At 68.1% G+C, this 13,160-nt stretch carries 14 protein-coding genes and 1 tRNA gene; 11 read left to right on the top strand and 4 right to left on the bottom strand.

Annotation, left to right across the window (positions count from 1 at the left end; all coding sequences use genetic code 11):
- The 9 genes from pgsA (at position 1) to dapF (ending at position 7,365) form a co-directional block, all read left to right on the top strand.
- Positions 1 to 615: a CDP-diacylglycerol--glycerol-3-phosphate 3-phosphatidyltransferase gene (gene pgsA, locus E6C70_RS05380; RefSeq protein WP_136422934.1), complete on the top strand. Its 615-nt coding sequence runs from the start codon at positions 1 to 3 to the stop codon at positions 613 to 615.
- Positions 608 to 1,144, top strand: a complete 537-nt coding sequence (locus E6C70_RS05375; protein ID WP_136422932.1) for a CinA family protein — start codon at positions 608 to 610, stop codon at positions 1,142 to 1,144. The genes pgsA and E6C70_RS05375 overlap by 8 nt, the downstream gene beginning before the upstream one ends.
- 141 nt (positions 1,145 to 1,285) lie before the next feature.
- Positions 1,286 to 1,591: a helix-turn-helix domain-containing protein gene (locus E6C70_RS05370; protein ID WP_136422930.1), complete on the top strand. Its 306-nt coding sequence runs from the start codon at positions 1,286 to 1,288 to the stop codon at positions 1,589 to 1,591.
- A gap of 72 nt (positions 1,592 to 1,663) precedes the next feature.
- The gene (locus tag E6C70_RS05365; protein ID WP_136422928.1) at positions 1,664 to 1,888 is read left to right on the top strand and encodes a DUF3046 domain-containing protein; all 225 of its coding nucleotides are present in this window, start codon (positions 1,664 to 1,666) and stop codon (positions 1,886 to 1,888) included.
- Positions 1,889 to 2,155: 267 nt separating this feature from the next.
- Complete coding sequence (recA, locus tag E6C70_RS05360) at positions 2,156 to 3,226, top strand: recombinase RecA (protein ID WP_136422926.1); 1,071 nt, start codon at positions 2,156 to 2,158, stop codon at positions 3,224 to 3,226.
- Between the two features lie 37 nt (positions 3,227 to 3,263).
- A complete protein-coding gene (locus E6C70_RS05355) occupies positions 3,264 to 3,839 on the top strand; it encodes a regulatory protein RecX (protein WP_168770857.1) in 576 nt (191 codons plus the stop codon).
- 17 nt (positions 3,840 to 3,856) lie between these two features.
- Positions 3,857 to 5,443, top strand: coding sequence for a tRNA (N6-isopentenyl adenosine(37)-C2)-methylthiotransferase MiaB (gene miaB / locus E6C70_RS05350; RefSeq protein WP_136422922.1), 1,587 nt, complete (start codon positions 3,857 to 3,859; stop codon positions 5,441 to 5,443).
- Entirely contained in the window at positions 5,427 to 6,371 is a 945-nt protein-coding gene (gene miaA, locus E6C70_RS05345; RefSeq protein WP_136422920.1) for a tRNA (adenosine(37)-N6)-dimethylallyltransferase MiaA, read from the top strand. Before miaB ends, miaA begins: the two co-directional genes overlap by 17 nt.
- Before the next feature lie 118 nt (positions 6,372 to 6,489).
- A complete protein-coding gene (gene dapF / locus E6C70_RS05340) occupies positions 6,490 to 7,365 on the top strand; it encodes a diaminopimelate epimerase (RefSeq protein ID WP_235833325.1) in 876 nt (291 codons plus the stop codon).
- On the opposite strand, the gene E6C70_RS05335 is transcribed toward dapF, so the two are convergent.
- From E6C70_RS05335 to E6C70_RS05325, 3 genes are read right to left on the bottom strand one after another with little or no spacing between them, the layout of a single operon-like run.
- Positions 7,338 to 8,750, bottom strand: coding sequence for a DUF2252 domain-containing protein (locus tag E6C70_RS05335; protein ID WP_136422916.1), 1,413 nt, complete (start codon positions 8,748 to 8,750; stop codon positions 7,338 to 7,340). The two genes, dapF and E6C70_RS05335, sit on opposite strands and share 28 nt — an antisense overlap.
- Before the next feature lie 38 nt (positions 8,751 to 8,788).
- Positions 8,789 to 9,661, bottom strand: coding sequence for a CHAD domain-containing protein (locus E6C70_RS05330; RefSeq protein ID WP_207670036.1), 873 nt, complete (start codon positions 9,659 to 9,661; stop codon positions 8,789 to 8,791).
- Positions 9,661 to 10,245 (bottom strand): GNAT family N-acetyltransferase, encoded by a 585-nt coding sequence (locus E6C70_RS05325; protein WP_136422912.1) that lies wholly within the window; start codon positions 10,243 to 10,245, stop codon positions 9,661 to 9,663. The genes E6C70_RS05330 and E6C70_RS05325 overlap by 1 nt, the downstream gene beginning before the upstream one ends.
- Positions 10,246 to 10,367: 122 nt before the next feature.
- Between E6C70_RS05325 and E6C70_RS05320 the strand changes: the two genes are divergently transcribed.
- Positions 10,368 to 10,441, top strand: a tRNA-Pro gene (locus E6C70_RS05320).
- 171 nt (positions 10,442 to 10,612) lie between these two features.
- On the opposite strand, the gene E6C70_RS05315 is transcribed toward E6C70_RS05320, so the two are convergent.
- A complete protein-coding gene (locus E6C70_RS05315) occupies positions 10,613 to 11,257 on the bottom strand; it encodes a TetR/AcrR family transcriptional regulator (RefSeq protein ID WP_136422910.1) in 645 nt (214 codons plus the stop codon).
- 145 nt (positions 11,258 to 11,402) lie between these two features.
- On the opposite strand from E6C70_RS05315, the gene E6C70_RS05310 reads away from it, so the two are divergent.
- Positions 11,403 to 13,073: an ABC transporter substrate-binding protein gene (locus tag E6C70_RS05310; RefSeq protein WP_136422908.1), complete on the top strand. Its 1,671-nt coding sequence runs from the start codon at positions 11,403 to 11,405 to the stop codon at positions 13,071 to 13,073.
- The last annotated feature ends 87 nt before the right edge of the window (positions 13,074 to 13,160 follow it).

The raw sequence follows: 13,160 nt of genomic DNA, 5'->3' as shown, positions 1-13,160 counted from the left end.
ATGGTCGCATCGGACGCCCCGGCGCGGGCCTCCAACTGGAACGCGCCCAACATCATCACGGTCGTGCGCATCATCCTGGCACCGGTGTTCTTCTGGATGCTGCTGGCGGATGCCGGAGCCGACGGCCCGCTGAGGTGGGCCGCGGCCGCCCTGTTCATCATCGCCATCGCGACTGACGGCGTCGACGGCGCGATCGCCCGCCGCAAGAACCTCGTCACCGACCTCGGCAAGATCCTCGACCCCATCGCCGACAAGCTGCTGACCAGCGGAGCCCTGGTGTGCCTGTCGATCCTCGGGGAGGTGTGGTGGTGGGTGACCATCGTCATCGTCGTGCGCGAGGTCGGAATCACCATCTGGCGGTTCGTCGAGCTCTCCCATCGCAATGTGGTCCCGGCCGGCCGGGGCGGCAAGCTCAAGACCGTCGTCCAGGCCGTCGCCATCTCGCTCTACCTCGTCCCGCTCGATCGTCTGCTCGGCTCGTGGATCGACGTCGTGAACTTCCTGTTCATGGCCGCCGCGCTGGTCCTCACGGTCTGGTCGGGCGTCGAGTACCTCGTGCTCGCGTACCGGTTGAAGCGATCGGCGCCGACGGCCTCGACGTCGCCGGATGCCTGAGCGCGTCGACCTGCCTGAGCGCCTCGACTCGCCTGCGGGCGACGCGGCCGCGGAGCTCGTCGAGGCGCTGGCTGCCCGCCGGCTGACCATCGCCTTCGCCGAGTCGCTCACCGGTGGACTGCTCGTGGCCGAGCTGGTCCGCATCCCCGGAGCCTCGGCCGTCGTGCGCGGAGGGGTGGTGGCCTACGCCACCCCGCTCAAGCACACGTTGCTCGGGGTCGACCAGACTCTTCTCGATGAGCACGGCGCCGTGCACGCCGAGGTGGCCGCGCAGATGGCCCGCGGCATCCGTTCGGCGACGGCGGTCGACGGAATACCGGCGGATGTCGGTGTGGCCACCACAGGGGTCGCCGGGCCCGACTCGCAGGACGGGCATCCGGTCGGAACGGTGTTCGTGGCCGTCGCCGTCGGTGATCGCGTCCGTGTCGGACGCTTCGCCTTCGGCGGTTCGCGGGCGAAGATCCGAGCATCGACCGTCGCCGCCGCGCTCGACCTGGCTCTCGGCGAGTTGCCAGCTCAGCCGGAATAGCCCGCGTTAACTCGCGGTTACATCGTGCGTATCCACGCGGAAAGCTCGAGTGGGCGGCAGTAGGCTTGATCTCAGGCAAAGTGTCGTACACTTTTCCACCCGGCACCAGTCCGGGCCGCTGGCAGAGAGAAGGGGGTTCCAATGATTCTGGTTCGTCAGGAAATCGGCGATGTTCTCAGGGACTTCCGTCTGCAGAAGGGGCGCACCCTTCGTCAGGTGGCCAGCAAGGCGAGCGTCGCCCTCGGCTACCTCAGTGAGGTCGAGCGCGGTCAGAAGGAGGCCTCGAGCGAGATCCTCGCCTCGGTGGCCGACGCCCTCGACACGCCCATCTCGGTCATCATGCGCGAGGTCGGCGACCGGCTCGCCGTCCTCGAGGGGATCAACCCGATCCCCGACACGGTGCCGGAGGACCTCGTCGTCGACTTCGACGAGCTCGTCTCGCGCTGAGCACATCGACTCATCCGAACGCCAGCCGATCCTCGTGATCGGCTGGCGTTTCCCACGTCCAGGAGGGCGCCCGTGAAGCTGAGCGAGTTCCGGCTGGCCGTCACCGAGGAGTTCGGCGAGGCGTACGGTCGATCGCTGCTGCGCGATCTGGTGCTGCCCGCGCTCGCCAACCATACCGGTGACGAGGCGCTCGAGGCGGGTACGGCGCCGCGCGCGGTCTGGCTGGCCCTCTGCGAAGAGACGGATGTTCCTCTCTCGCATCGGCACGGAGCGGGATTGCGCGAACCGCGTCGGTGAGGCGTGCGGCGATGCCGACACGCCGTCGTCCTCTCGAACATGTATTCGGAGATTGCTAGGCTCCTCACCAGCAGCACATCGAAGACGGGTTGTCCACTGATCCGAATCCTCCAGCAGGGATGTCAGAGGGTCGGCGTAGCGTCTCACCCATCAGCGACGAACTGCTGACTGCCTTGTCAGTCGGGTGCCGAGTTCCGAGCAACGCTCGGGCCGGTGACCGGCACGACAGCCTACAGGCGACACAGTTGACGACAGAAGGAGAGACCGATGCCCACACCAGCAGACCGCGAGAAGGCCCTCGAGACCGCGCTCGCCCAGATCGACCGCCAGTTCGGCAAGGGTTCCGTCATGCGCCTCGGCAGCGACGATCGCGCACCCGTCGAGATCATCCCCACAGGTTCGATCGCGCTCGACGTCGCGCTCGGCATCGGCGGTCTTCCCCGTGGGCGCATCGTGGAGATCTACGGCCCCGAGTCCTCCGGAAAGACCACGCTCACCCTGCACGCGATCGCCAACGCTCAGCGCGCGGGCGGCATCGCGGCGTTCATCGACGCGGAGCACGCCCTCGACCCCGAGTACGCCCGAAAGCTCGGCGTCGACATCGACTCCCTCCTGGTCTCTCAGCCCGACACCGGTGAGCAGGCCCTCGAGATCGCCGACATGCTGGTGCGCTCGGGTTCCATCGACCTCATCGTCATCGACTCCGTCGCGGCGCTCGTGCCCCGAGCCGAGATCGAGGGCGAGATGGGCGACTCGCACGTCGGCCTCCAGGCCCGGCTCATGTCGCAGGCGCTCCGCAAGCTCACCGGCGGGCTCAACCAGACCAACACCACGATGATCTTCATCAACCAGCTGCGCGAGAAGATCGGCGTGTTCTTCGGCAGCCCCGAGACCACCGCCGGCGGTAAGGCGCTCAAGTTCTACGCGTCCGTTCGACTCGACATCCGTCGTATCGAGACGCTCAAGGACGGCACAGAGGCCGTGGGAAACCGCACTCGCGTCAAGGTGGTCAAGAACAAGATGGCGCCGCCCTTCAAGCAGGCCGAGTTCGACATCCTCTACGGCGTCGGTATCTCCCGCGAGGGCAGCCTCATCGACTTCGGTGTCGACCAGGGCATCGTCAAGAAGTCGGGCGCCTGGTACACCTACGACGGCGACCAGCTCGGGCAGGGCAAGGAGAACTCGCGCAACTTCCTCATCGCCAACGCCGACATCGCCCAGGAGATCGAGACGAAGATCCTCGGCAAGCTCGGTGTCGGAGCGGCCGGAGCCGCCGCGGCTGCGGCGAATGTCGCGAGCGACATCCCCTCGCTGGACGCGAAGCGCAAGGGCGCCTGAGCGCAGCATCATGACCGGGACCGGGGAGGAGAACTCGATGGCATCGCCCGAACGATCGACGGAGTCTCTCGCCCCGGTTTCGTACTTGCCGTGGGCTGCGCCCGAGGCAGTGGGGGAGACCACGCCCGCCGATGTCGAGACGACGCTCCTGGCCGCCGAGAACGTGCTGACCCGGCGGCTCAGGGCACGTTCCCTCTCCCACGCCGAGGCCGAGGGCGTTCTCTCGGAGGTCGGGGTGTACGGCGAGGAGGCCGACGAGCTGCTCGAGCGCTACGAGCGGCTGGGCTACCTCGATGAGCAGCGCCTCGCCGAGCAGATCGTGCACACCCACCACGAGCGCAAGGGGCTCGGCCGGTCGGCCGTCGAGGCGGAGATGCGGCGTCGGCAGATCGACCCGTGCGTCATCTACGAGGTGCTCGACACGCTCGACGTCGACGAGGTCGGCCCCGCTACGGCATCGGCCGATCAGAGGGCGCGACGAATGGGCGACCTGGACGATGCGACCGCCGAGCGGCGACTGCTCGGATTCCTCATGCGCAAGGGCTATTCCTCGAGCGTCTCGCGTGAGGCGGTGAAGGCCGCGCTGCAGGCGGCCGGACGCTCGGTGCGCTGAACGTACACTTGTTGTCCATGAGCATCACCGTCAGCAGCGCGCCCACCGTCATCGCGCCGTCTCCGGCCGCGGTCGGTGCCGACGGAGCCGCACGCACGTTCGAGGTGCGTACCTTCGGCTGCCAGATGAACGTGCATGACTCCGAGAGGCTCAGCGGATCGCTGGAGTCCGCCGGCTACACCCGTGCCACGGGTGGCGATGCCGACGTCGTGGTCATCAACACCTGTGCGGTGCGCGAGAACGCCGACAACAAGCTCTACGGCAACCTGGGGCACCTCGCCTCGGTCAAGCGTCGGCATCCGGGGATGCAGATCGCCGTCGGCGGCTGCCTGGCCCAGAAGGACAAGTCGGTCATCCTCGAAAAGGCGCCGTGGGTCGACGTCGTCTTCGGCACCCACAACATGGGCGCGCTGCCCCGTCTTCTCGAGCGGGCCCGTCACAACGACGAGGCGCAGATCGAGATCCTCGAGGCGCTCGAGACCTTCCCGTCGACGTTGCCCACCAAGCGCGATTCCAGCTACAGCGGCTGGGTGTCCATCTCGGTCGGCTGCAACAACACCTGCACGTTCTGCATCGTGCCGTCCCTGCGCGGCAAGGAGAAGGATCGTCGGCCCGGCGACGTTCTCGGCGAGATCCGGTCCCTCGTCGATGACGGCGCCATCGAGGTCACCCTTCTGGGCCAGAACGTCAACTCCTACGGCGTCGAGTTCGGCGACCGCCAGGCGTTCGGCAAGCTGCTGCGCGCCGCAGGCGAGATCGACGGACTCGAGCGCATCCGCTTCACCAGTCCCCACCCCGCCGCGTTCACGGATGACGTGATCGAGGCGATGGCCGAGACCACCGCCGTCATGCCTCAGCTGCACATGCCGCTGCAGTCGGGATCCGACCGCATCCTCAAGGCGATGCGCCGTTCGTACCGTTCCGAGAAGTTCCTCGGCATCCTCGACCGGGTGCGGGCGAAGATGCCGCACGCCGCCATCTCCACCGACATCATCGTCGGGTTCCCCGGCGAGACCGAGGAGGACTTCCTCGAGACGATGCGCGTCGTCGAAGCGGCGCGGTTCGCCTCGGCGTTCACGTTCCAGTACTCCATCCGCCCAGGCACGCCGGCCGCCACCATGCCCGACCAGGTGCCGAAGCACGTGGTTCAGGAGCGTTACGAGCGGCTCCTCGCCCTGCAGGATCGCATCTCGTGGGAAGAGAACCAGAAGGTCATCGGTCGCGAGGTCCACGTGCTCGTGGCCAACGGCGAGGGCAAGAAGGACGCGGCCACCCATCGCCTGTCCGGCCGCGCTGAAGACAGCAGGCTCGTGCACTTCGACGTGCCGGCCGGGTCGGCGACGCCGCGACCCGGTGACGTCGTCAGCGTCGTGGTCACCGCCGCAGCGCCCTTCCACCTGATCGCCGACGCTCCGGAGGGCAGCACGCTCCGCATCCGCCGCACGCGCGCCGGCGACGCGTGGGACCGCGCCGAGGCCGACTCCTGCGCCGTACCGGCGTCTGGGCCGTCGGGTGGCGCCGTATCGCTCGGGCTGCCGACCATCCGCGCACCCCATGACCTCGCGCTGACGCCCGTGCACACCTCGGGTGACCACCTCCACTGAGGCCGCCGCCCCGCTCGTCGCCGTGGTCGGTGCGACCGGGACCGGCAAGTCGGCGCTGGCCCTCGACATCGCCGAAAGGCTGGCCGCTCGGGGCCGGGCGTCCGAGATCATCAACGCCGACGCCATGCAGCTCTACCGCGGCATGGACATCGGCACGGCGAAGCTCGCCGCATCCGAGCGTCGCGGCGTGCCGCACCACCTTCTCGACGTGCTCGACGTGACGGAGGAGGCCAGCGTCGCGCGGTACCAGCCTGAGGCTCGTGGGGTGATCGAGCAGGTCCGTTCACGCGGCGCCGTGCCGATCGTGGTCGGGGGGTCGGGCCTCTACGTGTCTGCCGTCATCTTCGACTTCCGCTTTCCCGGGACGGATGCCGCGCTGCGCGCGCACCTCGAGGCCGACCTCGCCGAGCAGGGTCCCGGAATGCTGCATCGCCGACTCCGAGAGCTCGACGCCAACGCCGCTGACCGCATCGGTCCGCACAACGGGCGCCGCCTGGTGCGCGCGCTCGAGGTCATCGAGATCACGGGCGAGCCGCACGCCGCTTCGCTTCCCGATGAGCCGGTTCCCTGGCTGCCGATGCTCGGCGTCGGGCTCACCACACCGCGCGAACGTCTGGTGGAGCGTCTGGACGCACGCGTGAGGGACATGTGGCGCGATGGCATGCTGCGCGAGGTGCAGGAGCTGGTTCCCGCCGGTATCGAACGGGGTGTGACCGCGAGCCGCGCCATCGGCTACGCGCAGGCGCTCGCCCAGCTGCGGGGAGAGGCGAGCGAGGCCGAGGCGATCACGGAGACCCAAGCGCTCACCCGTCGCTACGCCCGGCGGCAGGTCAGCTGGTTCAAGCGCTATCCCGGGTTCGCTTGGTTCGACTCGGACGCCTCGGATGCGGCGTCGCAGCGAACTGTCGAGTCGATCGTCGAGGTCTGATCGACGCGCCCGCCGGTGCTCTCCCACGTCTGGTCGGTGTGGATCCTCGAGCCGATGCGGCCGCCGTCGGGGCCCGCGGGAGGGTCGTCCGGCCGCCCCTAGACTGATCGGCATGGCGATGGACCTGCAATTCACCAAGGGGCACGGCACGGGCAACGACTTCGTGCTCTTCGCCGACCCCGATGGCGACATCGTCCTCGCCCCCGAGCAGATCGCGCTCATCTGCGATCGGCATTTCGGGGTCGGCGCCGACGGCATCATCCGCGCCGTGCGTTCCGCAAACCTGCCCGATGGAGCCGCCGCGCTCGCCGAGGACGCGTCGGCGGAGTGGTTCATGGACTACTGGAACTCGGATGGAACGGTCTCGGAGATGTGCGGGAACGGCATCCGCGTCTACGCCCGCTTCCTCATCGACCAGGGCCTCATCGACTTCGCCGAGGGGGATTCCGTGGCGATCGGCACCCGCGGGGGAGTGCGCGACCTGCAGCGCTCCGGCACCGGGTTCCAAGTGGACATGGGTCGCTGGCGACTCGACGGCGGTGAACCGCTCGTGCGTGCGCGTGAGCTCGAGGTGGCGCGGCCAGGGCTCGGCATCAACGTCGGCAATCCGCACGTGGTGGTGGCCCTCGCCGACGAGGAGGAGCTCGAAGGCATCGACCTCAGCGTCATCCCGCAACTGGATCCAGAACCGACGGAGGGCGTCAACGTGGAGTTCGTGCTTCCGCACGATCCGCTGGTGCACGACGGCGTCGGGCGCATCCGCATGCGCGTGCACGAACGCGGCTCCGGCGAGACGCTCTCGTGCGGCACCGGCGCCGTGGCTGCGGCCCTCGCCGTGCGGTACTGGGCCGGCAAGGGTGCGCCGAACGACTGGCGCGTGGACGTTCCCGGCGGACGGGTGGGCGTGCGGATGTTCCCCGCCGAGGATGGCGAGCACGTCGCGCTCTCGGGTCCGGCCGAACTCGTCTACGACGGGGTGCTCGCGCTCGCCTGAGCTGCGCGGAACGCCGTGAAGTCGGCGAACGACTGGTCGGCGTAGGCCTCCGACCAGTCGACGACCGCCTCGTCGAACACACTCGACCTGCCGAGGTAGCCGCTCACGAAGGCGGCGTCGGGACTCTGCGCGTGCGCGCGCGCCAGCATGGACGCGCACGCGGCGACGTAGTCGGTGAACGGCTTCTGCCCCAACGCTGCGACGTCGAACGAGACGTTGCGGTCGCGGAACTGTCGCACGTAATAGCCGCGGCCGTCCACCGAGAGATAGCCGAGGAACGGATCGGACACCGCCTGCAGGATGCGCTGGCTCGCGACCACACGGTAACCGGGTTCGTCGACCAGCTGCACGGCGTCGACCCCGGGCGTGGCGATCGAAGGGAGGGCGCCGTACTCGTTCAGCACGGAGCGCCCCGCCTCCTTCACCTGCAGCACGAGGGGCTCGCCCAGTGGGCCGGTGAGCACGACGATGTAGCAGCGCGTGCCGACGCTGCCGACCCCGACCACGCGGCGCGCGACATCCGTTGCCGTGTATTGCGACAACAGCAGCGCGAGCTCGGGAGGGAGCGTCGCGAGGTAGAGCTCGACGAGGGCGCCGACCCGGCCCTCCATCTCGGCCGGTACGTGGGTGAGGGTGGGCGGCTGCTCGACGATGCGCACGCTGCCGTCATCCGCCCGTTCCGTGATCTTCGCGAATGCACGCGCCGAGGTGCGCTTCTTCGACGCGCTGACCGCGTCGGCGATGGCGTGGCGGGTGCTCGCGCCGAACGGGGTCATCCTCGTCTCGACATCGGCGCGCAGGTAGAACCGGCGGAGCGGATCGAGCCGGAGGAATCCGGCGAGCGACGTGCGGTACGAGCGGGCGGAGGCGACGGCGGCGGAGCGGATGCGCTTGGCCTCGAATCCCTTCTCGCGCCCGGCGACGATCACGCTGGTGACCAGGCGCTTGACGTCCCACTCCCATGGTCCGGCTGCCGACTCGTCGAAGTCGTTGAGGTCGAAGACCAGCGTGCGCTGCGGCGAGGCGTAGAGCCCGAAATTCGTGATGTGCGCATCGCCGCAGAGTGTCACGTGGGCGCCCGTCGTGACGCCGCCTGCGAGATCGGCGGCCTGCAGCGCCGCGGTACCGCGGTAGAAGGCGAACGGGCTCGCCAGCATCCGCTCGGTGCGGAGGGGGACCAGCCAGTCGAGCCGGTGGGCGTTCTGGCGCTCGATGATGCCCAGCGGATCGCGATCCAGGGACGGCCGGTACTCCGCGTGCGCCGACCGCGGAACCCGAGCCCGCGCAGCACGCCCCGCGTCCTTGCGCTCGTGCTGGGTGGTGACGTGGGCGTGGTCGAAGCGCAGGGCGCCGAGCGCCGACGACTCAGCTGCATCCTCTGCCATACGCTCACCCTAGGGCCGAACGCCGCGCCCTCCGGACGTCAGGCGAACGCCTTCGCCGCCGAGCGGATGTCCGTCAAGGCACCGTCCAGCTGGGCGAGCCGGTCGTCCGCAGTGCGGTGCGTCGCGTGGATCAACTCGTCGTAGGCGTCCGCTCGCTCGCCGGCTCTCCCGGCGTGCGCCTGAGCGATCCGCAGGCGCTCGGTGAGGATGAGGGCGTCGCGATTCTCGCCCAGCAGGTCGTGCACGCGCTCGCCGGAGTCGGCCAGGGCGCGCGCCTTCTTCCCGAACATGCCGAGCGGCTCCTCCGTGACGGCTTCGACCGCGTAGCGCAGTCGACGGGCGGCCTTCCGAACGTGATGGTAGGCATCGAGCGTTCCATCGATCCCCTCGCCGGCGCGTCTCACCCGTCGCGCCTCCTTCACCAGGATGGCGCGGATGGTCGCCCCCGCCTCACGCGCGGCACGCTCGGTGAACGGCGGGTCGGCCAGGAAGAGCTCGAGCTCCCGCAGGCGCTGGGCCGTCCGCGGCGACGAGTGCAGTTCGACGAGCCGGGCGTGGGCGACGAGATATTCCGCCCGTTCGGCGTCCACTAGCCGACGCCGACGGTCGAGGTCGACGTCGCCGCTGAGGATGTCCTCGGCCACCTCGGCGCGCACCTCGATGTCGCGCACCACCCCGAGCTGGCCGCCCCAGGTCGCGAAGTGGATGCGCAGCCGTTCCGTCGCGGCGCGATCGAACAGCGGTCGGTAGGCGGCGAGAACGCTGCGCATCCGCCGCACGGCGGTGCGATGCTGGTGCACGGCATCCGTCTCATCTCGAAGGGCGGGACCCTCGGTCTGCCGCAGCTGGTCGGCGATGGCTTGCAGGGCGATGAGGGCCCCCTCGCCGGCCGTGACCGGATGCGCCGACATCACGCGACGAGTCGAACGACGGCGCGGTGCGGCGATGGGATGGCCACCAGCTCGAAGCCGGCCCGGAGGAACTGGGTGAGGGTGCCGTGATAGAGGTCGGCGGAGGGGGACTTCTCTCCGGCGGTGTCGACCGGATAGCCCTCGATGACCCGGGCGCCGTGCCGACGTGCCTGATCGACGGCGCCTGCCAGGAGGTTGCCGCCGATGCCCTGACGCCGGTGCCCGACACGCACCACGAAGCAGGTGATAGCCCAGACGCCCGCGTCACTGAGAGGCTCCTCGCTTCCGTCGATGACGCGTGAAGTCAGCACGCGCGGATAATTGACGCGCGGCTCGACGGCGCACCATCCGACGGCCTCGTCTCCCCGGTAGGCGACGACGCCGGGTGGCGGATCGAGGGTCGCGACCTGATCCCGCAGGGCGTCTCGGCAGACGTCCCGCGAGGCCGTCTTGAACTCCTCGTTCGTGAGCTTGAAGAACTGGCACCAGCACGTGGACGGATCGCCGCGCGTGCCGAACACGAGCTCGACATCCGCCCACGGGGCCTCGTCGACCGGAACGATGCGCACCTCACTGTCCGTCATGGCGTCACCCTACCGGCCGCGGCCGATACAAGCGCGTCCCGCGCCCGGTGGCGTTTCCGCCCGTTCATGGGACCGGCCGCGACAGGGTACGATTGTCAGGTTGCCTCGGCCAGCCGGGGCATCGGGCTGTGGCGCAGCTTGGTAGCGCACCTGACTGGGGGTCAGGGGGTCGCAGGTTCAAATCCTGTCAGCCCGACAATGTGATGTCGTAGGACATCGGAATAGCCCGGACCCGCAGAATGCGGGTTCGGGCTATTACTTTTGCGCGGCGCGGGTAGCCCCGGTGGTGTCGATAGCGGGTTCGCTCGTCAAGGTCCGCGGGTCCGCCGTCAGATTCACGACGGATACGGCGGTGGAGCACAGGCGATCAGGCGTCGTGGACGTACGAGTACAGCGCCGGGCCCGGGTGCATGACGCCGTTGACGATCGCCTCGATGGCGAACTCGCTGGTGTCGGCGAGATCGACGATCGACGGGTCGAGGAGCCACTGCAACTGGAGTCCGTCCATCACCGCGAGGATTGACGCAGCGGCCTTGTCGATCCTGTCGGAGTCGCTCACGTCCTCCTGCGCGCACAGTTCGCGGAACGCCGCATCCACGTCCTCGCGGAGAACGCGATAGCGCTTCCGGAAGAACTCGCGGGCGGCGTGCCCGTCGGTGACGGACTCGGCGGAGAGAACCGCATAGGCCTGAACAATGCCGGGGCGCAGGGAGTTGCGCAATGCCGTTCCGACGAGGTGAGCGAACAACGCGGGACCCCCCGGGATGTGGCGCTCCGCCAGACCGGCGACATCGTCGCGGTCGCGGAACTCGAGCATCTCCAGCAGCAGCCGCTGCTTCGACCCGAAGTGGTGCAGCACGCCGGCATGAGTCATCCCGACTTCATCGGCGATATCGCTGAGAGTTCCGTTCGTCGACCCCTTCGCGCCGAAGATGTCGAGGGCGGCGCGGAGGATCTCGGTGCGCCTGCGTTCCGTCTCAGGACGCGCCTGACTGGTGTTCCCCGTGCTCATGACTCTCCGTCGGGTCTGCTTGTGAAGTGAAATACTATCCAGTACTGTCTGTTCAGCTTACTTACTCGCAAGTAAGCGAATTGACCGGTCATCCGGTCCACCCCGCACAGAGGGACACAGAGATGTGTTTCACAAAGGAGAAGCAATGAGGCTCAAAAAACACCTGATCGTGGGGAGCGCGGTTCTCGCGCTCAGCGCGCTCGCTTTGACCGGATGCTCTACGCCGTCGTCCGGCGGCGCATCCGGCACGGGTTCGCTCACGATCGCGAAGCCGGACGGCTCATCCGTCCTCGCCACACAGATCAACAACCCGTTCATCAGCACCGGCTCGGGTATGTCCCTCGGCTACGACCGGATGATCTACGAACCCCTCGCCATGGTGAACCCCGTCGGCAAGAACGAGACGACCCCCTGGTTGGCCTCGAAGGTGAAGTGGAACAGCGACTACACCGAGCTGACCGTCACGCCGCGTGCGGACGTCAAGTGGAATGACGGCAAGCCGTTCACCGCTGACGACATCGTCTTCACCTTCGAACTGATCAAGAAGACTCCTGCTCTTGACCTCGCTGGTCTGAAGCTCTCCGACGTCAAGAAGGACGGTGGCAACGTCGTCCTGAAGTTCAGCGAGTCGAAGTTCGTCAAGCAGGGCGACGTCCTGGGGACCACCATCGTCCCCGAGCACCTGTGGAAGGACGTCAAGGATCCGGCGAAGGATCCCGTCAAGAAGGCCGTCGGCACGGGCCCCTACACGATCGGCACGTTCTCCTCGCAGGGCGTCGTCCTCAAGGCTCGCACCGACTACTGGGGCGGCAAGGTTCCCGTCGGCACGCTGAAGTACCTCGAGTACAACGACAACACCGGCCTGCTGCGCGCGCTGCAGAGCGGTGAGACCGACTGGGCCCAGATCTTCATCACGGACTTCCAGAAGAACTACGTCGACAAGGACCCGAAGCACAACGTGTTCTGGGGCGCCAACGTCCTCAGCCCGGACATGATCCTGGTCAACACGACCAAGGCTCCGTTCGACAACGTGGCGTTCCGCAAGGCAGTCAACATGGTGCTCGATCGCAAGGCGCACGCCGAGAAGGCGCGCAGCAATGCCGGCCCCGAGCTGACGAACGTCACGGGCATCCCTCAGCCCACCGGTGACCAGTACATCGCTCCGGAGTACCAGGACAAGACCTTCAAGATCGACGTCGACGGTGCGAAGAAGGTGCTCACCGACGCCGGTTACACCTGGACGAACGGTGCGCTCATGGATCCGTCCGGCAAGCCGGTCTCCTTCACTCTGCAGGACCCGCAGGGCTGGAACGACTACGTCACCGGGATCCAGCTGGCGGCGACGCAGATCAAGAGCACTCTCGGTGCCGACGCTCAGGTCGCCACGCCGGACGCCAACACGTGGTTCGGGAACATGTCGTCCGGCAACTTCGACGCCGCGCTGCACTGGTCGGGCTCCGGCTCGAACCCGTGGCACATCTACGACGACACGATGAACAGTGCCTACGTCGACCAGGCATCGGGCGGGCAGGTCTCCGACAACTTCGGGCGTTACAGCAACCCGGAGGCGACCAAGCTGCTCCAGCAGTACGCCAGTGCATCGGATGACGCGACCCGCACGGACGCCCTCGCCAAGATCCAGAAGATCTTCGTCGACGACGTGCCCGCCATCCCGATCGGCACCCACCCCACGCTGGCCGAGTACAACACTCGCACGTTCACCGGTTGGCCGAGCGAGGACGACCAGTACGCCACCGCCGATCCGATCGCGGCGACGGCCGTCCAGGTTCTGATGAACCTGAAGTCCGTCAAGTAGCAATCCAGCGCAGCTGGGGTGGATGGTGGACCTCACGCCCCATCCACCCCGGCCTGCGCGTGCTGTGAGCCTGAAAGTGTTCAACCC

This window comes from Orlajensenia flava, assembly GCF_004801905.1.
Classification (GTDB): Bacteria; Actinomycetota; Actinomycetes; order Actinomycetales; family Microbacteriaceae; genus Orlajensenia; species Orlajensenia flava.
The sequence above is the reverse complement of the archived record's forward strand: the minus strand, read 5'-3'. Positions and strand labels throughout refer to the sequence as shown.

Bases quoted from the DNA above. Each gene is read 5' to 3' on its own strand.
- E6C70_RS05335 (WP_136422916.1), bottom strand. From the start codon at position 8,750: ATGGCAGAGGATGCAGCTGAGTCGTCGGCGCTCGGCGCCCTGCGCTTC.
- dapF (WP_235833325.1), top strand. From the start codon at position 6,490: ATGGACCTGCAATTCACCAAGGGGCACGGCACGGGCAACGACTTCGTG.
- E6C70_RS05355 (WP_168770857.1), top strand. From the start codon at position 3,264: ATGGCATCGCCCGAACGATCGACGGAGTCTCTCGCCCCGGTTTCGTAC.
- recA (WP_136422926.1), top strand. From the start codon at position 2,156: ATGCCCACACCAGCAGACCGCGAGAAGGCCCTCGAGACCGCGCTCGCC.
- miaB (WP_136422922.1), top strand. From the start codon at position 3,857: ATGAGCATCACCGTCAGCAGCGCGCCCACCGTCATCGCGCCGTCTCCG.
- E6C70_RS05325 (WP_136422912.1), bottom strand. From the start codon at position 10,245: ATGACGGACAGTGAGGTGCGCATCGTTCCGGTCGACGAGGCCCCGTGG.
- E6C70_RS05310 (WP_136422908.1), top strand. From the start codon at position 11,403: ATGAGGCTCAAAAAACACCTGATCGTGGGGAGCGCGGTTCTCGCGCTC.
- E6C70_RS05370 (WP_136422930.1), top strand. From the start codon at position 1,286: ATGATTCTGGTTCGTCAGGAAATCGGCGATGTTCTCAGGGACTTCCGT.
- E6C70_RS05375 (WP_136422932.1), top strand. From the start codon at position 608: ATGCCTGAGCGCGTCGACCTGCCTGAGCGCCTCGACTCGCCTGCGGGC.
- pgsA (WP_136422934.1), top strand. From the start codon at position 1: ATGGTCGCATCGGACGCCCCGGCGCGGGCCTCCAACTGGAACGCGCCC.
- E6C70_RS05315 (WP_136422910.1), bottom strand. From the start codon at position 11,257: ATGAGCACGGGGAACACCAGTCAGGCGCGTCCTGAGACGGAACGCAGG.
- E6C70_RS05330 (WP_207670036.1), bottom strand. From the start codon at position 9,661: ATGTCGGCGCATCCGGTCACGGCCGGCGAGGGGGCCCTCATCGCCCTG.